Raw genomic sequence first — 21,900 nt, forward strand, 5'->3', positions numbered from 1 at the left:
CCTCTCGGTGTCACGGATGTTCCCGTACAGGTACACGCGTGACCTCGGCGAGAGCCGCGAGCAGCGCTTCCTGGAAAGCCGGGTCAGCGGCAGCTGGTGCCGGACGCTGAGTCGTGAGGTGATGCCAGTAGCCGCCAGTGCGCGGGCCGGCCGCATCCTGGGTTGCGAGACGGACTTGCGTGAGATGCCCCTGCTCGAGATCGTGGGAAGCACTCGGACCACCCATGCGGGTCGGAACCCAGCCCGGATCGACGGCGTGGACGGCGGTGTCCGGCCATCGATCCGCCAGGGAGAGGGCGAACGCGGTGACCCACAGCTTGCTGTCGCTGTAAGACGCCGTGCAATCGGTCAGTCCGCGCAGGTCGGTGGTGCCGCCGCGGTGCATCGAGCTGCTGAGGTAGACGAGTCGGCGGGGAGGGCGCATGAGCATGGTCAGCACGTAGGGGGCGATCGTGTTCACTCGTGCCGCATCCGGCGGATGCAGGGCGCCCGCGTTGTGCACGACGGCATCGAAGTGCCCGAAGGCGTCGACCTCGAGGGCGAGAGCCCGCGTGGCGTCGAGGTCGGAGAGGTCTGCGGCCACGGCGCCCCGCCAGTCTCCGGACGGAACGCGGTTCGAAGTGCGAGCATGCACGACGACGTCATGCCCCTGGTCGGAGAGGTCCTGGGCTGTGGCGAGCCCCAGTCCGGTCGACGCTCCGGTCACGAGGATCAGTGCCATCGGCACTCCTTTCGTCTCGGTGGTGCTCCCTCATTCTGCGCAGGGTTCGGCGCCATGAGGGATTCTCTGTCGGTACACCCTTCGTCAGGGACTCCCGCCCCTCGGGGGACCGGTGGACGCTGGAGACCATGACACCACCTGTCGCGCTCTCTCGACGGCTCCTGCCTGCCCTGCTCCTGATCCTGACCGTGTTCGGTCCGATCTCGATGGACCTCTATCTCCCCGCTCTTCCGGCGCTCACTCGCGACCTGGGCTCGGCGACTTCCGTCGCGCAGCTCACGGTCACGGCGTGCCTCATCGGACTCGCGGTCGGACAGCTGACGGCGGGACCATTGTCGGACCGCCACGGGCGGCGGCGCGTCCTGCTGGTCGGCATCGTCGCGTACGCGGTGACATCCCTGCTCTGTGCGGTCAGTCCCACGGTCGAGGTCCTGATCGTCGCTCGTCTGGTCCAGGGGCTCGCGGGAGGGGTCGGCATCGTCATCGCCAATGCCGCAGGACGGGATGTGTACGCGGGCGGTCAGCTGATCCGCTTCTACGGCCGCCTCACGGTCGTCGGCGGACTGGCGGCGGTCATCGGGCCACTGCTCGGCGGCGTCCTCATGGCGTTCACCGATTGGCGGGGCCTGTTCGTCTTCCTCGCCATCGCCGGTCTCGCGATCCTGGCAGCGACGGTGCTCCTCTTCGGAGAGACATTGCCGGTCGAGCAGCGCAGCACGGGAGGCCTCCGCCACACTCTGAACGACTTCCGCGCTCTGCTGAGCGACCGGGTCTTCCTGGGAGCCGTCCTGAATCAGGGCTTCCTCTATGCGGCACTGTTCGCCTACCTCGCCGGTGCGACCTTCGTGCTGCAGGACGTCTACGGGCTCACACCGCAGGGGTATGCCGCAGCCTTCGGAGCGAACTCCGCCGGGTTCATGGTGTGCGGGTACCTCGCCGGTCGCGCGGCGGAACGGTGGAGTGTGAGGGGCACTCTCGCGGTCGGAGTCGTCGTCACGTCGGCCGGCGCGCTCGGACTGCTGCTGGCAGGTCTGACACCGCTGCCACTGTGGCCCGTGCTCGTCGCCCTGTTCACGCTCGCCGGTGGAGTGGCCATCGCCTCGCCGCCCGCGACCACCATCGCGCTCAGCGAGTATCCGCAGTCGGCGGGGACGGCCTCGTCGCTCCTGGGCGTGGCGCGATTCGGGTTCGGCGGCATCGCGGCACCGTTCGTCGGCCTCGCGGGGGCGTCGAGCATTCTGCCGCTCGGGATCGTGACGACGGTCTCGGCCGCGCTGGCCGGCCTGTCGTACCTCTTGCTGGTGCAGGCTCGCCGCGCGGCTGTTCTGCCTGCATCCGGGAGCGAGTTCGCGGCGACGCACTGATCCGCGCTGCGATCCTTCGGCGAGGCCGCCTGGGGGAGGAGGGGAGCGGATGCTGGACGCCGAGCTGTGAATGTCGGAAGCCCCGCACACCGGGAGGTGTGCGGGGCTTCTCTGGTGGGCGATACCGGACTCGAACCGATGACCTCTTCCGTGTGAAGGAAGCGCGCTACCAACTGCGCCAATCGCCCATACCCGTGGGGTACGTCAACCGATACTACCCGACGCTCAGAGGCCGTATGGACCACTCTGTGAGACACGCGCGAGATTCGCTGCGGGTTTGGCGGAGGGGGAATCTTCGGCTAATGTTTCATGAGTGCCCGGGACAACCGGGAACGAAATGCGGATGTAGCGCAGTTGGTAGCGCACAACCTTGCCAAGGTTGGGGTCGCGAGTTCGAGTCTCGTCATCCGCTCGAGTGCAGAGGGTCTTCTTCGGAAGACTCTTCGCACGTGGGGTCAATCCACACGGTGGCGTGGCCGAGCGGCTAGGCACCGGCCTGCAAAGCCGTTTACACGGGTTCGAATCCCGTCGCCACCTCACGGTAAAACTGAATAGCCCCAACGGGCGCGATTGGCGCAGCGGTAGCGCGCTTCCCTGACACGGAAGAGGTCACTGGTTCGATCCCAGTATCGCGCACAGACAAACCCCCGGTTCTCCGGGGGTTTTTTCGTGCCCGGGGGAGTGCAGGCTCGGGCGTGTGCCCGCATCGGTTCACCTGTCGGACGGATTCCCTGCGCGACGGCCGAATCGCGGCGTTTCTTCCGACAAGCGTGCAGGCTCCCTACGGACGTACCGGCGGACACCTGATCCCGGCGAAGAGACTTCCGGAACCAGGCGTCCGCACCGTTCATGTGCGAATCGTCATCAGTTCAGGAGGGTGTCGCCGATGAACCCGTCCTCCGCGCATCCGGGTGGGATCGCGAACACCGCCGATCCGACCGGCACGGTCCATTCGTTCAACAGGTCGAGTTCGTCGAGTCTGCGCTGCATGGGGATGAACTGTCGTTCGATGTCGGCCTGGAACGAGACGAACAGCAGCCCGGATTCCGAGATCTCAGCGCCGGCCGGCCGCTCGTCGTAGTTGTACGCGCGCCGGAAGATGCGCTCGGCCCCGTCCCCGCGGGCGCGCCGGATGTGCGCGAACTGCGGGATGACCGGGAAGCCGATCGCGGTCTTCGCCTCGAAGTCGGGTTCGTCGAACTCCTCGCGTCCCGTGAGGGGTGCGCCGTTGGCGAGTGTCCTGCCCACGGAGGCGTCGCGACCGCTCCGGTCGAGGCGATCCCATTTGTCGAGGTCCATGCGGATGCGGCGGATCACCATCCCCGTGCCGCCGGCGAGCACTCCCTCGTCGATCCAGACGACACGATCGAAGTCTGCGGTACCGGGTTGCGGGTTGGTGGTTCCGTCCACCTGCCCGAACAGGTTGCGCATGGTCGTTCCAGGCCGCTCCGTGCCATAGGCGCGACGGAAGCCCTGCTGGGTCCAGCGGACGCTCGCGAAGCCGCGCGCGTCCTTCAGCAGCATCCGTGTCGCGTGCGCCACCGTCAGAGGATCGTCACCGGCGATCTGCAGCAGGAGGTCGCCGTCCGAGAACTCCGGGCGCAGCCGATCCACCCCGAAAGCGGGGAGTGGTGCGAGCCAGGCGGGGGCCGAACCGCCCGCACGCCCGACGAAGCCCCGACCGACTCCGAACGTGACCGTGAGGCGCGCCGGCGACGACGCGAGCTCCGGCTCGGAATCGGCGAGGGCCGGGAGCCCCTGCGTGAGTCGGGCCGCGTCGTCGGTCAGGAGTCGCATGAGTCGGGCGAGGGCATCTCGGTCGACACCGTCGTGGAGGTCCAGGCCGACGAAGACGCCGTGCGCCTGGGCAGGCGTGTCGATACCGGCCTGATGCACGCCGAAGAACGGCACTGTCTCCTCGCCGTTCATCGGCACGGATACGGGTTCCGGAACGGTCTCCGGTCGATTCAGGGCGAGGTCCGCTCCGACCGCCGCGACCGCGCCGACACCGGCGACAGCCCCTCCGAGGAGGAACTGTCGCCGGGTCGACCCGGTGCGACGGGAGCGGGCGCCCTCAACGGGCGCCGACATCAGTGATCCATGCCCTCGTGCTCTTCGCCGTCTTCGTAGTTCTCGTTCGCACCCGAGTAGTCCTTCACCGGGGCGGTGAACTCGTACGTCGAGTCGTCGTCGAACGTAAGGGTGAAGGAGGCGTCGGCACCCGCGACGAGCGGGCCGGTCAGATCCATCATCATGATGTGGTTCGCCCCCGGCTCCAGCGCGAGCTGCCCGCCGGCGGGGATGACGAATCCGCCGTCGATCTCGCGCATCACCATCTCGCCGGCGTCGTTCTCGACCGTCTCGTGCAACTCGAGCATGGTCGAGGTCGCCGAGGAGACGGACACGACGGTCGCGTCCTCGTCGCTCGTGTTGACGAGGGTGCCGAACGCCGCGGACATGCCTTGATCGGCGGATTTCACCCAGGCGTCTTCGATCGTGACGGAGTCTCCGGCGGGGCCATTCTCGGTCTCGGCCGGTGCCTTCTCCGGAGTGCACCCGGTCAGAGCCAGGAGGGAGACCGCGATCACTGCTGCGAGTCGGGGGAGGTTTCTGGTGGTGTTCACAATGGTGCCTTTCACAGGTCATCTGCCGCAGGGCCGCCGGTCTCCGGCGGTGCGGCTGCCGTCCGAGGACGGCGGAGGAATCGAATGAGCACGAGGATCAGGACGGTTGTGGCCGCCCCGCCCGCGCCGATGAGCAGCACTCTGAGCGCGCCGCTGGATTCTGCGTTCTGATCCGCCTGCTCCGAGGTGTCCGCGGGCGCGGCCGTCGCATCGCCGGTGTTCGATGTCTGTGCCATCGGATCGGCGTCTCCCACGGTGAAGGGGATGACCCCCGCGATGGGGTGACCGTCTTCCGAGACGACCTGCCAACGCACCTGGTAGCCGCCGGTCGGCAGCCCGGGTGCGAGCGACGCGGTGACGGTGCGTCCGGCCACCGTGACGTCGCCGGCGACCCAGTCCTCGCCCGAAGCATCGACGACCAGGACGACGGCCCCGGTCAGCGACTCATCGAGCACGAGGAGCTCGCCCGAGAACGTCATCGTGATGTCCTCCGGCGGGGTCGTCAATCGTTCGTCGGCAGCGGGTGTGCTGGAGATCAGCTGGTCGTGGGCGGACGCGGGCGTCGCGATCGCGAGGGTCGCGATCGTCGCCAACACCAGCCCAGCCGCGATCCTGCGGACAGGGGACATGGAAATGGCCTCTCATCAGTCGTCGGAGCGACGAGCGTGCATGCGTTCAAAGCCCGCGCGCATCGAATGCGCGCGGCGAGACACAACACTCGGCCGGGAGCGGCCGAGGATGCGGATCAGATCGCCGCGGTGAGAGGTGGGGCTCGGCCACGCAGAGTCGCGAGGAGAACCAGATCGCATGCGTGCGCGACATCGAACCGACCGCGGAGTCGGCGGGTGACGCGAAGCGCTGGAAGAGTCAGCACCTGGTCGGCACGACGTCTTACCCACCGCACCAGCTGTACCGCGAGGTCGCGCAGCGCGAGCAGCAGGCGTTCGCCGCGGTGCAGGGCGGCCACGGTCAGCAGACCGGCGAGAGCGTGCCCGAGCCACATCGAGGCATCAGCGGTGGCGGCTTCGGGGATGCCACTCACCGCCGGCAGCACGAGGGGCGCGCCGTGCACGTGGGGCGTCGAGACACCGGACGGGGTGACCGTGCCGAGGACGAAGAGCACATGGAACAGGAACTGGCTCGCGGCGACGGAGATGCCGAGGCGGATCAGCGACAAAGAGCGACCAGCGAGCAGCACGCTGATCATGAACGAGAAGACCCAGGGCACGAGGATGCCGACGGCGCCGGGCATCTGCCCGCCGCCGGAGACGTGACCGGCCAGTGCGATGAAGATCGCCAGTGACGAGGCAGCGAGGCCGCGGACGACGGCTGGCTTCCTGGACTCGGTCACGGCTCCAGTCTGGCATGACGGCCACGACGTCACCGGCGGCATCGAGCGGGGGATACCCGGCTCTAGGGCCGAGGAGCGCGCTTGACCACGTCGTAGGCGGCGAGCGCGGCCTTGCGTGTCTCACCCAGGTCGACGATCGGCTCGGTCGGCGCCTCGGACGCCCACTGCGAGATGTAGAGCCCCTGCGGATCGAACTTCTTCGCCTGCAGCTCGGGGTTGAACACGCGGAAGTACGGCGCAGCGTCGGCGCCGGAGCCCGCAACCCACTGCCAGTTGAAAGGATTGTTGGCCTCATCGGCGTCGACGAGCGTGTCCCAGAACCACTCCTCGCCGCGCCGCCAGTCGATGAGCAGGTTCTTCACGAGGAACGAGGCCACGACCATCCGGACGCGGTTGTGCATGTAGCCGGTGTGCCAGAGCTCTCGCATCCCGGCATCCACCAGCGGCACGCCCGTCTCGCCGTGCTGCCAGGCCTCGAGGTGCGCCGGGTCGAGGGGCGGCCACGGGAAGGAGTCGAACTCGCGACGCAGGTTCCGGGTCGCGAGGTCGGGGGAATGATAGAGCGTGTGCCAGGCGAACTCCCGCCACCCGAGCTCGGAGAGGAATCCGCCGGCCCCGTCGATGCCGACGGCCTCGTGCCAGACCGTGAAGGGGCTGATCTCTCCCCAGCGGAGGTGAGGGGAAAGCAACGACGTGGCCCCGGCAGATGGCTCGTCGCGGGCTCGGTCATACTGCGGGAGATCCTCGTCGAGGAAGGTGCGTAGGCGCCGTCGGGCGGCAGGCTCGCCGGGCTCCCAGGTCTCGCGCAGCCCACCGGCCCAGTCCGGGCGTGTCGGCAGCAGACCCCAGTCGTCGAGCGAGTCGGATGCCGGCGCACTCTTCGTTCCAGAGATATCCCGTGGCTCCGGAAGCGGCGCGCGCGGCGCCGGAAGGGCGAGGCACGCGCGCCAGAACGGGGTGAAGACGGAATAGTGGGTGCCGCTGCCGGTCGTCACGGTCCACGGTTCATGCAGCAGGGATGCCGCGAAGGACGCGACCTCGAGTCCATCGGCCCGGAGCGACGACTTCAGCGATGAGTCGATCTCGCGCTCGGGACCCCCGTACCGGCGGTTCCAGAACACGGCGCCGGCCCCAGCGCCCGCCACCATCTCGCGCACGACGCGCTCGGCGGCGCCGCGACGCAGCACGAGTGCACCGCCACGCTCACGGAGACGCTCGTCGAGCGATGCCAGCGAGTGGTGCAGCCACCAGCGGGCTGCACCGCCGAGGGGGCGGATGCCCGGCGACTCCTCGTCGAGCACATAGAGCGCGATGACCGGTTCGCCTCGATCGATCGCGGCGCGCAACGCCGGATTATCGGCGAGGCGGAGGTCGTCGCGGAACCACACCAGCGAGGGGGATGTCATGGGACCATTCTCTTCGAGCTCACGGGGATGGTCCGTCTCTCAACGCCGACGGTGGTTTCGGCGGGGTGTCTCGCCGCCGGTCGACCACAGCGCCCACAGCACGAGAATCGGCTGCAGGAACAGCCGGCCGAACCGCCGAGCATCCGTGTCGAGTCCCGGCGTCGAGCGCTTGGTCTGCCACTGGTGGATGTTCCCGGGAATCACGGCGACGAAGAATGCGGCCGTCGCCCAGCCGATGCGGCGGCGCTCCTTCGGCAGCGCGAGGAGCCCCGCCGCAAGCGCGACCTCTGCGGCGCCCGAGGCGATCACGATCGTGTCCTTGTCGAGCTTGGTCAGGCGAGTGGCCCAATCGGGCACCACGACCCGGAACGCGCGGGTGCTGAGAAAGTGGCCGACACCGATCGCGCCGAGCGCGACCGCCAGGATCCATCGTGCGACTGCTCTGTCCATCCGTTCACGTTACGTGATGTCCAGAGCTCCGGCGTCACTCCGCGGCGGGCATCCTGGTGCGCTCCCACGAGCGGAACCCGTCGACGATCTCCGGCGTGTGCGTGTGGTGGAGATAGTGCGTTCCGTCGAGCGGCACGACCGTTCCATCGTCGACGGCCGCGGCCTGCTCCTCGTGCAGATCCACCCAGGTGGGGACGGTCGGATTATCTGCCACGACGAACAGCAGCAGGGGGAGGTCTTCGGGGAAGCTGGTGCCCAGAGCATCGTCGAAGTTCGCGTGGAGCAGAGACATCGCGTTCAGGTAGGTGGGGCTCAGCGTGTTCCGATTGGTGAGCAGGGCGATCTGCTCCTGCACGTCTGCGGAGTAGACGGACTCGTCGTAACCCGTGCCGCGGAACGACGCGATGAGTCGCACGAGCCCCAGGTTCTTCGCCGCGCCGAAGAGTCCGACGGGCAGCTCGGTGTCCGAGCCGGGCTGTCCGGGGACGCTGCTGTCGATTCCGACGAACGCCCGCACCTCATCGGGGTAGCGGTTCGCGAACTGGATGCCGTAGATGCCGGCGATGGAATGCCCCATCAAGACGTAGTCGTCGACGCCGAGCTCCTGCAGGGCGGAGTGCGTCTCGGTCACGATGTTGTCGGTGGTACGGGCGCGATCCGTCCCGTCGCTCAACCCGTAGCCGAACGGCTCCACGACGATCACGCGATGGTCCTTGGCCAGCTCGGTGACGAGCGGCTCGAAGTCGAGCACGGGAGATGCGGTGCCGAAACCCGGGAGGAGAACGATGTCCTCCGAGCCCTCACCGGTGATCATGACGTTCATCTCGTGCCCGTCCACGGTGACCTTCTGCCCGTACGGCTCGATGCGATCCTGTTCGACCGCGGTCGCCACCGCATTGCCGACCGTGGTGGCCACCAGTCCGACCGCGATCACGGCGACGACGGACGTGAGTGCGATGAGCACTCTCTTGACGGGCTTCTTCATGCCGACCTCTCTCGGCGCACGCGCTGTGCGCCCTCATCCCAGCGTGCCGCGCGGCATCCGCTGCCGCGTCGCCCTGCCGCAGACACCCGTGTACTGCGATCGCAGTACACGCAGCTCATCCCGGCGGGGGATCCGAGACCCGGCGCCGCGAGGAATACTGGTGAGATGCCGGCACCTCGTCCCCCACGAATCGCGGCGCCGCTCGCCGACGTGATCGCCGTGGCCGTGGTGGTCGTCTTCGCCGTTTCGCCCTTCCCGGATGAGGCGTTCCGCGCGACCGGATGGCAGTTGGTCGTCGCCCTCGTTCCCGCGGTCGCGATGCTGTTCCGTCGAAGGCTTCCGCTCGTCGTGCTCGCCGTGAGTCTGCTGTGCGCGGTGGTCCTGGCGTTCGCGGGCATCCTGTCACCGAGCGCGCTCATCGCGATGGCGATCAGCGCCTTCGCCGTCGTGGATCGTCGAGGGCGGCTCGTCGGGATCGTCGCCGTGAGCGCGGCAACGGCCATCGTCTTCTTCGTCAACGCGATCCCGCTCGCCGGCGATCTCTTCGATCCCCGCGCACTGCAGTTCGTCTTCATCATCGCCCTCGCCGGGGCGCTGGGGGACGCGACCAGGTCACGACGCGAGTTCGTCTCCGCCATGACAGAGCGGGCGGAGCGGGCCGAGCAGGGGAGGGACGAGGAAGCGCGGCGACGTGTCGCCGAAGAACGGGTGCGCATCGCGCGCGACCTGCACGACGTGGTCGCGCACCAGATCTCGGTCATCAGCCTCAACGCGGGCGTGGCGTCATCCGCGTTGGAGACCCGCCCGGAGCGCGCGCGGGAGGCCCTGAGCGCCATCCGCCGTTCCTCTCGCACCGTGCTCGCCGACATCGGTGGACTGATGGCGCTGCTGCGCTCCGACGACCCGGATGATGTTCGCGACCTTCGTCCGCAGGTCGGCCTCGCCGGTCTCGACGACCTCCTCGCGCAGTTCCGCGAGGCGGGGCTGCGCGTCGATCTGCAGGACGATCCCGACCGGCCCGCACTCTCGCCGGCCAGTGATCACGTGGCTTACCTCGTGGTCCTCGAAGGATTGACGAATGCGCATAAGCACGGAGCGGATGGCGCGGCGACCGTCCGGCTCCGAGCAGATGACGGGTCGCTCCGCGTCGTCGTCGACAATCAGGTGGCGACGGAATCCGAGGTGGTGTCGGGTGCAGGGGGCCACGGGCTGCGTGGACTGCGCGAGCGCGTCGCTGCGGTGCGGGGAGATGTGCAGACCGGCCGGGACGGAAGCGTGTTCCGCCTCGAGGTGCGGATTCCCCTCGACGGAGGTGCACGATGATCCGGGTGCTCGTCGTCGATGATCAGCCGTTGGTGCGGCAGGCGGTCCGCGACATCCTCATCGACGGCGGTATCGAGGTGGTCGGCGAGGCCGCCAACGGTCGCGAGGCGGTGTCCGCGGTGCGCGAGTCGATGCCGGACGTCGTCGTGATGGACATCAGGATGCCGGAGCTCGACGGCATCGCCGCCACCGCGCAGATCATGAGCGCGGTGCAGTCCGCCGCGACCCGCGTGCTCATCCTGACGACCTTCGAGGAGGACGACTACGTGGTCGCCGCACTCCGCGCCGGTGCGAGCGGCTTCATCGGCAAAGGGGCGGAGCCGGACGACATCGTCAGCGCCGTGCGCGTGGTGCACCGCGGTGAGGCTCTCCTGTCGTCGGCGGCGACACGGTCGCTGATCGAGCGCTCCGTGCTGCCGCAGCATCCGCGAGCCGATGCCTGGCACACCGAGCCGCTGCGACAGCTCACCGAGCGGGAGCGCGAGGTGCTGCTCCTCGTGGCGGGCGGGGCGTCGAACCAGGACATCGCGGACGCCCTCGTGATCTCCCCGCACACCGCGAAGACCCATGTGAACCGCATCATGTCGAAGCTGCACGCACGCGATCGTGCGCAGCTCGTGATCCACGCCTACGAGTCGGGGATCATCGTCCCCTCGCGCGGCGCCGACCAGCCGGGCTGACGGTGACCGATGGCGGGACCGATCACGGTGTCCGACACCGTCGCGAAGCGGTCATGACCCCGTGATCATGCGAGTAACCTGGACACCGACCCAGATGGAGAGTTTCTGTGCCTGAAAACGCCCGGCCGCACGATGGCTTCGCCCTGTTCACTGACCGAAACGTCGTCGCGATGCGCGTCAACGGCGATCTCAAGGATCTCGCCACGACGGTGACCGATACCGACGAGGTCGAGCCGGTCACGATCGACAGCCAGGACGGGCTGAACATCCTCCGTCACTCGGCCGCGCACGTGCTGGCGCAGGCGGTGCAGCGTATCAACCCGCAGGCGAACCTCGGCATCGGCCCGCCCATCACCGACGGGTTCTACTACGACTTCGGCGTCGAGACACCCTTCACGCCCGAAGACATCAAGGCCATCACCAAAGAGATGCAGCGCATCGTCCGTGAGGGCCAGCGCTTCGTCCGCCGTGTCGTGACCGACGACGAGGCACGCGCCGAGCTCGCGGACGAGCCGTTCAAGCTCGAGCTCATCGGGCTCAAGGGTGGGAAGGAAGCCGCCGAGGGCGCCTCCGTCGAGGTCGGCGAAGGCGAGCTGACGATCTACGACAACACCACCCGTGACGGCGAGGTCGTCTGGAAGGACCTCTGCCGCGGGCCGCACCTGCCCAACACGCGCATGATCGGCAACGGCTGGGACCTCACCCGCATCGCTGCGGCCTACTGGCGCGGCAGCGAGAAGAACCCGCAGCTGCAGCGCATCTACGGCACGGCATGGCCGACCAAGGACGAGCTGCGCGCCTACCAGCACCGCCTCGAAGAAGCTGCCAAGCGCGACCACCGGCGCCTGGGCAAGGAACTCGACCTGTTCTCGTTCCCCGAGGAGATCGGCTCCGGGCTCTCGGTCTGGCACCCGCGCGGCGGCGTGATCCGCGGCGAGATGGAGCAGCACGCCCGCAAGCGCCACATCGAGGGCGGCTACACCTACGTGTACACGCCGCACATCTCGAAGGAAGACCTCTTCCTCACCTCGAACCACCTCGTCACGTACAAGGAGGGGATGTTCCCCCCGATCGTCATGGACGAGGAGCGCGACGACGAGGGCAACATCACCAAGCAGGGCCAGGACTACTACCTGAAGCCCATGAACTGCCCGATGCACATCCTCATCTACAAGGAACGTGCGCGCAGCTACCGTGACCTGCCGCTGCGGTTCGCCGAGAACGGCACGGTCTATCGCAACGAGCTCTCCGGTGCGCTGCACGGTCTCACCCGCGTGCGCGGCTTCACTCAGGACGACTCGCACCTGTTCGTGACGCCCGATCAGCTCGAGGCCGAGGTCAGCAAGGTCCTCGAGTTCATCCTGTCGATGCTGCGCGACTTCGGTCTGACCGATTTCGAGCTCGAGCTCTCGATGAAGGACGACGAGAAGTCGAAGTGGATCGGCTCGGACGAGTTCTGGGAGTCGTCGACCGACGCCCTTCGTCGCGTCGCGGTCGCCTCGGGCCTGAAGCTCACCGAGGTCCCCGGCGAGGCCGCGTTCTACGGCCCGAAGATCGACCTGAAGACGCGTGACGCGATCGGTCGCACCTGGCAGCTCTCCACCGTGCAGGTCGACCCGAACCTGCCGGAGCGCTTCGACCTCGAGTTCATGGACAAGGACGGGCAGAAGAAGCGCCCGATCATGATCCACCGCGCGCTGTTCGGCTCGATCGAGCGGTTCTTCGCGATCCTGCTCGAGCACTACGCCGGCGACTTCCCGGTATGGCTGTCTCCCGTGCAGGTCGTGGGCATCCCGGTCGCCGACGACTTCGCCGACTACCTGGGCGACGTCATCGACACGCTGCGCGCCCAGGGCGTGCGTGCCGAGCTCGACACGTCGGACGACCGGATGCAGAAGAAGATCCGCACCCACACGACCGGCAAGGTCCCGCTGCTGCTGATCGCGGGGGAGAAGGACCGCGACGCGGGCACCGTCTCGTTCCGCTATCGCGACGGTACGCAGGAGAACGGTGTGCCGATCGCGGACGCCGTGGCCCGCATCCGCGCCGTCATCGACAGCCACGGCCTCGTGCAGACAGCAGGGGACCTGGCGTGACCGAGGGGGCGCAGCCGCTGGAGGATGCCGGACTCCTCGCCGGGGTTCCGGACGAGTTCCAGCGGCTGTGGACCCCGCACCGGATGGCGTACATCCAGGCGGGGCCGGAGCCGCTGCGGGAGGAGTGCCCGTTCTGCGAGGCGCCGAAGTTCCCGGACGAGGAGCGGCTGGTCGTGGCGCGCGGCGAGACGGCCTACGTGCTGCTGAACCTGTTCCCGTACAACTCCGGGCACCTGCTCGTGTGCCCGTACCGCCACATCGCCACGTACGACCAGGCGACGCCCGAGGAGGTCGCCGAGATCGGCGCTCTCACGCAGACCGCGATGCGGGTGCTGCGAGAGGTGTCACGCTGCGACGGCTTCAACCTGGGCATGAACCAGGGCGCCGTGGCGGGCGCCGGCGTCGACGCCCACCTGCACCAGCACGTGGTGCCGCGGTGGACGTCGGACGCCAACTTCTTCCCGATCATCGCGAAGACCAAGGCGCTCCCGCAGCTCCTCGGCGAGGTGCGCGAGGCCGTGGCGCAGGCCTGGCCGACGTCGGAGCTCGCTTCGCAGTAGCTCAGCGCACCTGACGGGCGGTGAACTGCATCTGCGGGTTCGCGTAGAACTCCTGCGCCTCGACGAGCTGCAACTCGCGCTCACCGGACTCGAGTGTGGCCTTCAACAGGTCGTAGACACTTGACGCCGTGCGCTCCAGAGCGATCTTCGCGCTACGGGTCTCGACGTAGTGCGCGGTGAACAGTGCCGCTGTCACATCGCCCGAGCCGTTCGCCTTCATCGGCAGGTGCGGGGTCTGCACCAGCCACGCACCCTGCTCGTCGGCGGCGAGCATCTCGATGGTGCCCTCTTCGCGGTCAGGGCGCTCGACGCTCGTCACCAGCACGGTGCGCGGACCCATCGCGTGGGCGAGGTCAACCGAAGCGAGGGTGGACTCGAGCGTGTCCGGCTCGGTGTCGGTGAGGAAGCCGAGCTCGAACTGGTTCGGCGTGATGATGTCGGCGACCGGGACGACGCGCTCTCGCAGCAGAACCGGGATCGCCGGGGCCACGAAGCACCCCGACTTGGCGTTGCCCATGACCGGGTCGCAGGCGTAGACGGCGCTCGGGTTCGCGGACTTCACGCGGGCGACCGCGTCGATGATCACGTCGCCGATGCCTTCGCCGCCCTGGTAGCCGCTGAGGATCGCGTCGATCTGACCGAAGACGCCGCGCTCTTCGATGCCGGTGATGACCTCGCGGACGTCGTCCGGAGCGATCATCGGCCCACGCCAGGCGCCGTAGCCGGTGTGGTTGGAGAAGTTCACGGTGTAGACCGGGAGCACCTCGACGCCGATGCGCTGCAGCGGGAACACCGCGGCGGAATTGCCGACGTGCCCGTAGGCGACGGCTGACTGGATGGAGAGGATCTTCATTCTCCGGCTCTTTCGTTCAGGGCAGGCGGGTGCCCGCGAGGGTGGTCATCGCCCGGCCGCGACGAGATCGGCGACGAGGGTCTCGGCCTCATCATCGGACAGGTCGTGCACGGTCAGGCGCAGATGGTGGGACGGTTCTGCGCGGTCGTCGAGCGCGAAGTCGTCGCCGGTGCGGGCCAGCCACCCGCGGCGCATCAGCCGATCGGCGACGAGACGCGCGGGTTGCGGCAGCTCGACCCACAGGCTCATGCCGTCGGATGCTGTCGCATCGATCCCGCCGGCGCGCAGGCGCTCTGCGAAGGCGGCATTCCGCTCGGCGTAGTGGGCGGCCGCTGCGGCGACCTCGGTCATCACGGCGTCGTCGGTCAGCTGGGTCAGCGCGAGACGCTGCAGCAGGTGGCTCACCCACGTGGTGCCGGGACTCAGACGCATCGCGAGCCGTTCGGCCGTCTCGGCATCGGTCGCCGCGATCGCGAGGCACATGTCGGGTCCGAGAAACTTCGACACGGAGCGCACGAGCGCGAATCGGCGGTGGTCCGCACCGATGAGTGACTCGTACCGGCGCTGCGACAGCATCGAGAAGTGGTCGTCCTCGATGATCAGCACGTACGGGTGATCAGCCAGCACGGCTCGGAGCTCGGCGGCTCGAGACGCGGTGAGGCTCGCTCCGGTGGGGTTCTGCGCGCGCGGGGTGCAGATGATCGCGCGGACGCCGGCGTCCAGCGCCGCACGCAAACCGTCGACGGTCATGCCCTCGTCGTCGACAGGCACCGGGACGGCGCGGTATCCGCCCAGTCGCACCGTGTGGATGCTCGCCAGGAAGCACGGGTCCTCGAGCGCCACGGCATCGTCGCGCATCAGCGCCTGCGCGAGAAGCCGCTCGACCGCGTCGACGGCGCCGCTGGTGATGGTGATGCGGAAGTCGACATCGGCGAGGTCGGCCGAGATCCACTGCCGGGCCCATTCCTCGAGTCCGCGATCGATCACGGGCTCGCCGTAGAGCACGGGGCGCGAGGCGATGGTCATGAGCGCGGGTGCCGGGTCGGGGATGAGGCGAGGGTCCGGGTTGCCGGTGCCGATGTCGCGGAGCACCGTGTCGGGGGCGTAACCCTCCTGCGCCACTGCTTCGAGGCCCGCGACCACGGTGCCGGCCCGCCCGCGCGAGACCACCAGGCCGGCCTGAGCGAGCTGACGGTACGCAGCCACGGCGGTGTTGCGATTCACGCCGAGGGTGGCGGCCAGCTCTCGCACCGGGGGGAGGAGACTTCCGGGCTGCAGGGATCCGCGATCGCGCAGCGAACGCACGCTGTCGGCGATCTCCGACGCGGTGGTACCTGTGATCTGGTCGCTCATGATCCTCCTCAGCGATTCTAGGTCGAATCGGACAGTGCTACGTTTGATCTAGATCAAAACCCACTTCGGTGCATCCGACAGGAGTTCCCCATGACCGAGCAGACAACCACCGGATCCTCGCGCGTCAAGCGCGGCCTCGCCGAGATGCTCAAGGGCGGTGTCATCATGGACGTCGTCACCGCTGAGCAGGCGAAGATCGCCGAAGATGCGGGCGCCGTGGCCGTCATGGCGCTCGAGCGCGTGCCGGCCGACATCCGCGCACAGGGTGGGGTCTCGCGCATGAGCGACCCCGACATGATCGACAGCATCATCGATACGGTCTCGATCCCGGTGATGGCGAAGGCGCGCATCGGGCACTTCGTCGAGGCCCAGGTGCTGCAGGAGCTCGGCGTCGACTACATCGACGAGTCCGAGGTGCTCTCGCCAGCCGACTACGTGAACCACATCGACAAGTACGAGTTCACCGTGCCGTTCGTGTGCGGCGCGACCAACCTGGGCGAGGCGCTCCGCCGTATCAACGAGGGCGCCGCGATGATCCGCTCCAAGGGCGAGGCCGGCACCGGCGATGTCTCCGAGGCGATGAAGCACATCCGCAAGATCCGTGGGGAGATCGCGGCCCTCGCTGCGCTGCCCAAGGACGAGCTGTACGTCGCCGCCAAGGAGCTGCAGGCGCCCTACGAGCTGGTCGCCGAGATCGCCGAGACCGGCAAGCTCCCCGTCGTGCTCTTCGTGGCCGGCGGAGTCGCGACCCCCGCAGACGCCGCGATGATGATGCAGCTCGGAGCAGACGGCGTGTTCGTCGGCTCGGGTATCTTCAAGTCGGGCAACCCCGCCGAGCGCGCCAAGGCCATCGTCAAGGCCACCACGTTCTTCGACGACGCCAAGGTGATCGCCGAGGTCTCGCGCGGGCTCGGCGAGGCGATGGTGGGCATCAACGTCAGCGACCTCCCCGCGCCGCACCGTCTCGCCGAGCGTGGCTGGTAACACCCGCGTCGGAGTCCTCGCGCTGCAGGGCGACGTGCGCGAGCACGCCGCCCTGCTCGCGCACCTGGGCGCCGATGTCGTGTTGGTGCGCCGACCGGAAGAGCTCTCGTCCGTCGACGGACTCGTGATCCCCGGCGGCGAGTCGAGTGTGATCGACAAGCTCTCGCGCATCTTCGGGATGCAGGAGCCGATCCGCACCGCGATCGATGCAGGACTGCCGGTCTACGGGACGTGCGCCGGACTGATCCTGCTCGCCGACACGGTGCTCGACGGGATCGACGGCCAGGAGTCGTTCGGCGGAATGGACATCGACGTCCGTCGCAACGCGTTCGGGCGCCAGACGGAGTCGTTCGAGACGGAACTCGACGTCCCCGCGCTGGGGGAGCCTCCGATGCGCGCGACGTTCATCCGCGCCCCGGTGGTCGAGCGTGTGGGCGCCGGTGTCGACGTCCTGGCATCGCTCACGGACGGCACGGTGGTCGCCGTCGAGCAGGGCAGCCTGCTCGGCACGAGCTTCCACCCGGAGGTCGATGGCGAGACGCGCTTCCACGAGCGCTTCCTCGACAAGGCCCGGGCCCGTGCCGGGACCTACGCGCGCTAGCGCCGGTGGGAGAGCAGCCAGTCGTACAGCTCGGGGTTGTCGTAGGTCTCGGTCCAGGAGTCGTGGCCGACGCCCGCGTATCGCGTGAACCGAACGTCGGCGCCGAGTATCCGAAGTTCGGTGGTGATCTCCTCCGTGGCGGAGATCGGCACGACATCGTCGGCGTCGCCGTGGAAAGCCCAGACGGGCAGGTGACGAATCGGCTCAGCACTCTGCATCCAGAGCCCACCGCAGATCGGTGCGATCGCGGCGAACCGATCGGGATAGCGCACCGCCAGGCTCCAGGTCCCGAAGCCGCCCATGCTGAGCCCGGTCACCGAAATGCGGGTCGGATCGACGCGGTGCGTCGAGACGACCTCGTCGACCAGCCCGGACAAGGTCGAGAGCTCCGCGACCCACTGACTCGACTCACCGCACTGCGGGGTGACGAGGACGAAGGGGAACTCGTGCCCGTCATCCGCCAGCCGCGGCGGGCCGTGCACCGCGGCGAGGTCGAGGTCGGAACCTCGTTCGCCCGCACCGTGCAGGAACAGCACCAGAGGCCAGAGCCTGCCCGGATCGGAGTCATAGTCATCCGGAAGGTGGACGAGATACCGCAGTACATCTGCCGGGGTCGGCGCGTCGTCGTGGACGTCCGACATGCGAGCGGCAGGAGCGATGTGTCGTGATCTGCGCATACCTCCATCCTGCGCCATCCGTGCCGGTCGTCCGACGGTAGGCTCACTTGGCCACTCGCGCCCGATCGCAGCGGTCACCAACGGATACGCAGAAACTCCGCACGGAGTTTCGCGCCTCGCTGGGGGTTCAGGCTCTCGACCCACGAGATGCGGCCGAGCAGATGTGCACGGAAATCGTCGAGTCGGCGGTGATTCTGACTGCGCGGACCGTGCACGACGCAGTTGTGGATCGTCGCCTTGAGCCGGTCATAGTCGTCTCGTGAGACATTCGTTCGCTGGTTGACGACGATTCCGGTCACGCTCTGCCTGACGCCCTGGCGTCGGACCCTCGTTTTGTGCGGGTTGGCCACGTGCCCCTCGCCCTCGATGATCCGCTGCACACCGCGGATGAAGGCATCAGGTCGCTTCGCGAGTCTCGGACCGCCGCTGAACGCGAGGTCATCGGCGTATCGCGTGTAGGTCGCGTCGACGGCATCCGCCCATCCCGTCAGTCGTGAGTCGAGGCGCCGAATGGCGAGGTTGGCAAGCATAGGCGAGGAGGGAGCGCCCTGCGGCAGATGACTCGTGGCCAGAGCCCGACGCAGGGCGAACCGCTCGTCGGATGATCCGCCCGGTGGCATGGCAGCAAGCACGCGCGGAGGAACGGCGTTGGTGCACAGCCCGGTCACGACGTGCGCGACGGGTTCGGACAGTCCCGACTGCCGAAGTGTTCCGTAGATGCGACCGCCCGTCACGCGTGAGAAGAACGTGGTGAGGTCGAGGGATATGACGATGTCGGCCCCCGTGTGGAGCGCCGCCCCGGTGGCCGCGCTGCGACCGGGCATGAAACCGTGGGCGGCATCGTTCACGGCTATGAGGCCGAGCACCTGTTCCAGGAGACTGCGCTGCACACGGCGCATCCGCTGCTCCGGGATCTCTAGCAACCTGGGGATCCGCCCGTGCCGTGTGCGCCACTCGTACCGGTAGTGGTGCAAGGCCCCTGTGCGCGCGCGCCGATTCCAATGTTTGGTGTCGGCGAACCACTGGAGCCGGCCGACGTCCAGATCGAGCATGGCGGCGAGATCCGAGATGCTGTCGATACGGGGAAGAGCGCCCGAGGGCGGCTGCGACGCCGATGGACCGACTACGCGGTGGTGGATGCGCAGCGGCGAACGGCGCTCGTCGGCCTTGCGCACCGCTTCTGCGAAATCGGGCGAACGGAGGATCACCGACGTCAGCAGTCGCGGGGCATCGACAGGCGGGCGGACGAAGGAGGTCAACACGTCGCCGACGAGCGGAGAGAGCCAACGGCGACGCGCTCCCATGACGTACGCGCCGGCCTCGACGAGCTGCTCCTTCGCCCAGACCTCTGAGGCGAGGAAAGCGTCGGCCAGAGAGGCGGCCACCAACGACGGCAACGGTCTCGGCGTGCGTCCCAGCACGCGTGATGCGGTGGAGGGCGCCATCAGAGGGCCGCCGCGGAGCGGGCGCCGGGCGCGCGATGGCCTGCGTACGACTCGTCCATCAGTGCGGGCACCGGTCTGCGCGAAGCGCAGTAAGGCGCCTGCGGCGTTCGTTCCAGGTCAGACTGCGTACCCCGGGGTGACCCCGGAGAGAGCGGAACACGTCGTGAACCACTCGCCTCGTCCGCAAGCCATCGCACGCGGCCACGATAGCAAGGAACACCAACGTCCGGATGGCATCGACCGCAGCCCCGGGCGATGAGCCGCGACTGCGCGGCCCTTTGCGAGTATGCGAGCGCGTCATCTCCTGCGGCCACGCTCGGATCGCGACTGCGACTACTCCACGGCGAGGGTGCGCGGAATCTCGGTGCGGAGAGCGGTGACCGTCGGCAGGACTGTGGCGGCCAGGAGCAGGGCGAGTCCACCGCCGGCGATCAGCCCGATCGTCGGGAACGCGATGACGGGGCCGGGCAGCGAGAGCTTTCCGGCGATGACGAGGCCTCCGACCGCAGTGGCGGCCACCCCCAACATGGCCGCAGTGACCGCATAGGCCACAGCTTCCCAGATCGCGGTGAGCACGATCGCACCGCGCGTGGAGCCCACGGCCTGGATGAGTGCGAATTCCCGCTCGCGGGTATGACCGGACATGAACACGGTCGCCGCGGCCGCCACGCCCGCGAGGAGGAGGGGGCCGCCGAGGAGGATCACGACCCCCTCGGGGGCGAGGTCGAATCCCGCGTCGCTGCCGCTTCGCACGGCTTCCGCCGCGGCCAGTGTCGCACCCGTCGTGTAGAGCCCGCCCGCGAGGGCGATCGCGACCATGAGGGGACCGATCGCCGCGCTCGACCGAGACAGGCGGTACCGGGCGGAGTTCCGGGCGAGGAACCACGTCGCGGAGATGGTCGTCGGCACCAGCGAAGTCCAGCCGCGGAGGACGAGAGGGAACACGATCGGGCCTGCGGCGGCGAGGGCGGCCGCGATCAAGGGTGTGAGCAGGATGGCCTGCCCCGAGAACGCGGACATCGATGCATCGCCGTCGAGGGTCGTCGCGAGCGCCGTGGTGCCTCCGAGAGCGCACACGGTCAGGATGATGCGGAACCATCCCATCCGGATCCGCGGGGGCTCTGCATCACGCAGCGCCTCGATGGCCGGGGTCCGACTGGCCCGCCGTGCGCTGCGCAGCCCACCGAGCACGACCGTGAGCGCGACCGCGGCGACCACGAGGAGGCCGCTGCCGATGCCGAGGTGGAGGCTCACGCCCTGCATCTCGGGCCACTCCCGGAACACCCAGACGAAGAGGGTCGGGAACACCGGCAGGGCGAGGAGCCAGCCGACGAGCGCGCCGATGATGCCGATGACGCCGAGCTGGGTGAGAACGACGACGGCGACCAGCGCGGGCCGGACGCCGACGAGCTGCCACAGCGCGTAGTCGCGCAGCTGCAGGGCGATCGTGAGGTTTGCCGTGGAGCTGAGCACGATGAGCGCCGTGATGGCCGCGAACATGATCACAGCGGAGCTGGTGCTGGCGAGCCCCTCCTGCACGGCGCCACCGTGGAAGGCGCCGGTCTCGAGCAGACCGGCGGCGTGCGCACCGACGAATCCGGAGGTGACGGTCACAGCGAGCACTCCGAACCAGACGCGCCACCGCATCATCAGATCGGAGACGATCAGGGCGATCATGCCGAAGCCCCGGCGAGAGTGATCGCCTCGAGAACCTGCTCCGGAGTGGGGTGTCGCAGTTCTCGATGGATCGTCCCGTCGCGGAGCACGAGGACGCGATCGGCGAGGGCGGCGGCCTCGAGGTCATGGGTGACCATGACGACGGATCTGCCATCGCCGGCCGATGCGCGAAGCAGGCGGAGCACGTCGGCGCCCGTGGCCGTGTCGAGCGATCCGGTGGGTTCATCCGCGAACACGATGTCCGGCCGCAGGGCGAGCACGCGGGCGATGGCGATCCGCTGCTGCTGGCCGCCCGAGAGCTGTCCGGGGCGATGCCCGCCACGGTCCGTCAGGCCGACGTCGGCGAGCGCACGGTCAACGTCCGCGCGCTGCACGCTCTGCCGCGCAAGCCGGGCGGGAAGCGCGATGTTCTCCCGCGCCGTCAGCGAGGGGATGAGGTTGAAGGACTGGAACACGAATCCGACGTGACGGCGACGCAGCGCGGCGAGCGCGCCGCGCCGAAGGGACGAGAGCTCTCGACCTGCGAGGTGGACGCTCCCGGTGTCGTAGGGCTCGAGACCCGAGAGGCAGTAGAGCAGGGTCGACTTGCCGGAACCGCTCGGACCGACGATGCTCACCATCTCGCCGGGATGCACATCGAGGGATATCCCGCGCAGGACGGAGACGCGCGGCTCCTTCCGACCGGTTCCGGGGAATGTCTTCTCAAGGTTCGCGGCGCGAATCAGTGGTTCGATCACCCCTCCATTCGAG

21 protein-coding genes and 4 tRNA genes are annotated in these 21,900 nt (G+C 68.5%); 10 read left to right on the plus strand and 15 right to left on the minus strand.

Going from position 1 to position 21,900, the window contains the following annotated elements:
• Window positions 1-10 precede the first annotated feature (10 nt).
• Window positions 11-721 (minus strand): SDR family NAD(P)-dependent oxidoreductase, encoded by a 711-nt coding sequence (locus tag HCX50_RS15500; protein WP_167634970.1) that lies wholly within the window; start codon window positions 719-721, stop codon window positions 11-13.
• Window positions 722-849: 128 nt separating this feature from the next.
• Between HCX50_RS15500 and HCX50_RS15505 the strand changes: the two genes are divergently transcribed.
• On the plus strand, window positions 850-2,085 hold the full coding sequence (locus HCX50_RS15505; RefSeq protein ID WP_167634971.1) for a multidrug effflux MFS transporter: 1,236 nt from the start codon (window positions 850-852) through the stop codon (window positions 2,083-2,085).
• Between the two features lie 112 nt (window positions 2,086-2,197).
• Here HCX50_RS15505 and HCX50_RS15510 read toward each other — a convergent pair.
• A tRNA-Val gene (locus tag HCX50_RS15510) sits at window positions 2,198-2,273 on the minus strand.
• Window positions 2,274-2,424: 151 nt separating this feature from the next.
• Here HCX50_RS15510 and HCX50_RS15515 point away from each other — a divergent pair.
• From HCX50_RS15515 to HCX50_RS15525, 3 genes are all read left to right on the plus strand, one after another.
• Window positions 2,425-2,497 (plus strand) — tRNA-Gly (locus HCX50_RS15515).
• Between the two features lie 54 nt (window positions 2,498-2,551).
• Window positions 2,552-2,622 (plus strand) — tRNA-Cys (locus HCX50_RS15520).
• 27 nt (window positions 2,623-2,649) lie between these two features.
• Window positions 2,650-2,721 (plus strand) — tRNA-Val (locus HCX50_RS15525).
• Window positions 2,722-2,949: 228 nt separating this feature from the next.
• Here HCX50_RS15525 and HCX50_RS15530 read toward each other — a convergent pair.
• The 7 genes from HCX50_RS15530 to HCX50_RS15560 form a co-directional block, all read right to left on the minus strand.
• Window positions 2,950-4,176, minus strand: coding sequence for a Dyp-type peroxidase (locus tag HCX50_RS15530; RefSeq protein ID WP_167634972.1), 1,227 nt, complete (start codon window positions 4,174-4,176; stop codon window positions 2,950-2,952).
• Window positions 4,176-4,709, minus strand: coding sequence for a copper chaperone PCu(A)C (locus tag HCX50_RS15535; protein ID WP_167634973.1), 534 nt, complete (start codon window positions 4,707-4,709; stop codon window positions 4,176-4,178). Before HCX50_RS15535 ends, HCX50_RS15530 begins: the two co-directional genes overlap by 1 nt.
• Before the next feature lie 11 nt (window positions 4,710-4,720).
• Window positions 4,721-5,338 (minus strand): copper resistance CopC family protein, encoded by a 618-nt coding sequence (locus HCX50_RS15540; protein WP_205829284.1) that lies wholly within the window; start codon window positions 5,336-5,338, stop codon window positions 4,721-4,723.
• Window positions 5,339-5,454: 116 nt separating this feature from the next.
• Entirely contained in the window at window positions 5,455-6,060 is a 606-nt protein-coding gene (locus HCX50_RS15545; protein WP_167634974.1) for a hypothetical protein, read from the minus strand.
• Window positions 6,061-6,122: 62 nt separating this feature from the next.
• Window positions 6,123-7,466 carry a cryptochrome/photolyase family protein gene (locus tag HCX50_RS15550; protein WP_167634975.1) on the minus strand — a complete coding sequence of 448 codons (1,344 nt, stop codon included), beginning with the start codon at window positions 7,464-7,466 and terminating at the stop codon, window positions 6,123-6,125.
• A 39-nt stretch (window positions 7,467-7,505) separates the two neighbouring features.
• Window positions 7,506-7,916 carry a DoxX family protein gene (locus HCX50_RS15555; protein ID WP_167634976.1) on the minus strand — a complete coding sequence of 137 codons (411 nt, stop codon included), beginning with the start codon at window positions 7,914-7,916 and terminating at the stop codon, window positions 7,506-7,508.
• A gap of 34 nt (window positions 7,917-7,950) precedes the next feature.
• The gene (locus HCX50_RS15560) at window positions 7,951-8,901 is read right to left on the minus strand and encodes an alpha/beta fold hydrolase (protein ID WP_091036560.1); all 951 of its coding nucleotides are present in this window, start codon (window positions 8,899-8,901) and stop codon (window positions 7,951-7,953) included.
• Window positions 8,902-9,066: 165 nt separating this feature from the next.
• Here HCX50_RS15560 and HCX50_RS15565 point away from each other — a divergent pair, with 165 nt between their 5' ends.
• The 4 genes from HCX50_RS15565 (at window position 9,067) to HCX50_RS15580 (ending at window position 13,560) form a co-directional block, all read left to right on the plus strand.
• Window positions 9,067-10,224, plus strand: coding sequence for a histidine kinase (locus tag HCX50_RS15565; protein ID WP_167634977.1), 1,158 nt, complete (start codon window positions 9,067-9,069; stop codon window positions 10,222-10,224).
• Window positions 10,221-10,904: a response regulator transcription factor gene (locus HCX50_RS15570; RefSeq protein ID WP_167634978.1), complete on the plus strand. Its 684-nt coding sequence runs from the start codon at window positions 10,221-10,223 to the stop codon at window positions 10,902-10,904. The genes HCX50_RS15565 and HCX50_RS15570 overlap by 4 nt, the downstream gene beginning before the upstream one ends.
• Before the next feature lie 170 nt (window positions 10,905-11,074).
• Window positions 11,075-13,000, plus strand: a complete 1,926-nt coding sequence (thrS, locus tag HCX50_RS15575; RefSeq protein ID WP_237682543.1) for a threonine--tRNA ligase — start codon at window positions 11,075-11,077, stop codon at window positions 12,998-13,000.
• Window positions 12,997-13,560 carry an HIT domain-containing protein gene (locus tag HCX50_RS15580; RefSeq protein ID WP_167634980.1) on the plus strand — a complete coding sequence of 188 codons (564 nt, stop codon included), beginning with the start codon at window positions 12,997-12,999 and terminating at the stop codon, window positions 13,558-13,560. The genes thrS and HCX50_RS15580 overlap by 4 nt, the downstream gene beginning before the upstream one ends.
• 1 nt (window position 13,561) lies before the next feature.
• Here HCX50_RS15580 and pdxY read toward each other — a convergent pair whose 3' ends face one another.
• Window positions 13,562-14,413: a pyridoxal kinase PdxY gene (pdxY, locus tag HCX50_RS15585; RefSeq protein ID WP_091036546.1), complete on the minus strand. Its 852-nt coding sequence runs from the start codon at window positions 14,411-14,413 to the stop codon at window positions 13,562-13,564.
• A gap of 45 nt (window positions 14,414-14,458) precedes the next feature.
• Window positions 14,459-15,766 (minus strand): aminotransferase class I/II-fold pyridoxal phosphate-dependent enzyme, encoded by a 1,308-nt coding sequence (locus HCX50_RS15590; RefSeq protein WP_205829292.1) that lies wholly within the window; start codon window positions 15,764-15,766, stop codon window positions 14,459-14,461.
• Between the two features lie 90 nt (window positions 15,767-15,856).
• Between HCX50_RS15590 and pdxS the strand changes: the two genes are divergently transcribed.
• Window positions 15,857-16,750, plus strand: a complete 894-nt coding sequence (gene pdxS / locus HCX50_RS15595) for a pyridoxal 5'-phosphate synthase lyase subunit PdxS (RefSeq protein ID WP_091036539.1) — start codon at window positions 15,857-15,859, stop codon at window positions 16,748-16,750.
• The gene (pdxT, locus tag HCX50_RS15600; RefSeq protein ID WP_167634981.1) at window positions 16,740-17,351 is read left to right on the plus strand and encodes a pyridoxal 5'-phosphate synthase glutaminase subunit PdxT; all 612 of its coding nucleotides are present in this window, start codon (window positions 16,740-16,742) and stop codon (window positions 17,349-17,351) included. The genes pdxS and pdxT overlap by 11 nt, the downstream gene beginning before the upstream one ends.
• On the opposite strand, the gene HCX50_RS15605 is transcribed toward pdxT, so the two are convergent.
• The 4 genes from HCX50_RS15605 to HCX50_RS15620 form a co-directional block, all read right to left on the minus strand.
• Entirely contained in the window at window positions 17,348-18,028 is a 681-nt protein-coding gene (locus HCX50_RS15605; RefSeq protein WP_167634982.1) for an alpha/beta fold hydrolase, read from the minus strand. The genes pdxT and HCX50_RS15605 overlap by 4 nt on opposite strands.
• A gap of 74 nt (window positions 18,029-18,102) precedes the next feature.
• A complete protein-coding gene (locus HCX50_RS15610) occupies window positions 18,103-19,473 on the minus strand; it encodes a reverse transcriptase family protein (protein WP_167634983.1) in 1,371 nt (456 codons plus the stop codon).
• A 333-nt stretch (window positions 19,474-19,806) separates the two neighbouring features.
• Window positions 19,807-21,150 carry an FtsX-like permease family protein gene (locus HCX50_RS15615; RefSeq protein WP_167634984.1) on the minus strand — a complete coding sequence of 448 codons (1,344 nt, stop codon included), beginning with the start codon at window positions 21,148-21,150 and terminating at the stop codon, window positions 19,807-19,809.
• Entirely contained in the window at window positions 21,147-21,887 is a 741-nt protein-coding gene (locus HCX50_RS15620; protein ID WP_244176036.1) for an ABC transporter ATP-binding protein, read from the minus strand. Before HCX50_RS15620 ends, HCX50_RS15615 begins: the two co-directional genes overlap by 4 nt.
• Window positions 21,888-21,900 lie beyond the last annotated feature (13 nt).

The sequence above is a fragment of the Microbacterium sp. B19(2022) genome, from assembly GCF_012030385.1.
Classification (GTDB): domain Bacteria; phylum Actinomycetota; class Actinomycetes; order Actinomycetales; family Microbacteriaceae; genus Microbacterium; species Microbacterium oxydans_B.

Coding starts and splice junctions, on each gene's coding strand:
- HCX50_RS15500 (WP_167634970.1), bottom strand. CDS start 721: ATGGCACTGATCCTCGTGACCGGAGCGTCGACCGGACTGGGGCTCGCC.
- HCX50_RS15505 (WP_167634971.1), top strand. CDS start 850: ATGACACCACCTGTCGCGCTCTCTCGACGGCTCCTGCCTGCCCTGCTC.
- HCX50_RS15530 (WP_167634972.1), bottom strand. CDS start 4,176: ATGTCGGCGCCCGTTGAGGGCGCCCGCTCCCGTCGCACCGGGTCGACC.
- HCX50_RS15540 (WP_205829284.1), bottom strand. CDS start 5,338: ATGTCCCCTGTCCGCAGGATCGCGGCTGGGCTGGTGTTGGCGACGATC.
- HCX50_RS15550 (WP_167634975.1), bottom strand. CDS start 7,466: ATGACATCCCCCTCGCTGGTGTGGTTCCGCGACGACCTCCGCCTCGCC.
- HCX50_RS15555 (WP_167634976.1), bottom strand. CDS start 7,916: ATGGACAGAGCAGTCGCACGATGGATCCTGGCGGTCGCGCTCGGCGCG.
- HCX50_RS15560 (WP_091036560.1), bottom strand. CDS start 8,901: ATGAAGAAGCCCGTCAAGAGAGTGCTCATCGCACTCACGTCCGTCGTC.
- HCX50_RS15565 (WP_167634977.1), top strand. CDS start 9,067: ATGCCGGCACCTCGTCCCCCACGAATCGCGGCGCCGCTCGCCGACGTG.
- HCX50_RS15570 (WP_167634978.1), top strand. CDS start 10,221: ATGATCCGGGTGCTCGTCGTCGATGATCAGCCGTTGGTGCGGCAGGCG.
- thrS (WP_237682543.1), top strand. CDS start 11,075: ATGCGCGTCAACGGCGATCTCAAGGATCTCGCCACGACGGTGACCGAT.
- pdxY (WP_091036546.1), bottom strand. CDS start 14,413: ATGAAGATCCTCTCCATCCAGTCAGCCGTCGCCTACGGGCACGTCGGC.
- HCX50_RS15590 (WP_205829292.1), bottom strand. CDS start 15,766: ATGAGCGACCAGATCACAGGTACCACCGCGTCGGAGATCGCCGACAGC.
- pdxS (WP_091036539.1), top strand. CDS start 15,857: ATGACCGAGCAGACAACCACCGGATCCTCGCGCGTCAAGCGCGGCCTC.
- HCX50_RS15605 (WP_167634982.1), bottom strand. CDS start 18,028: ATGCGCAGATCACGACACATCGCTCCTGCCGCTCGCATGTCGGACGTC.
- HCX50_RS15610 (WP_167634983.1), bottom strand. CDS start 19,473: ATGGCGCCCTCCACCGCATCACGCGTGCTGGGACGCACGCCGAGACCG.
- HCX50_RS15615 (WP_167634984.1), bottom strand. CDS start 21,150: ATGATCGCCCTGATCGTCTCCGATCTGATGATGCGGTGGCGCGTCTGG.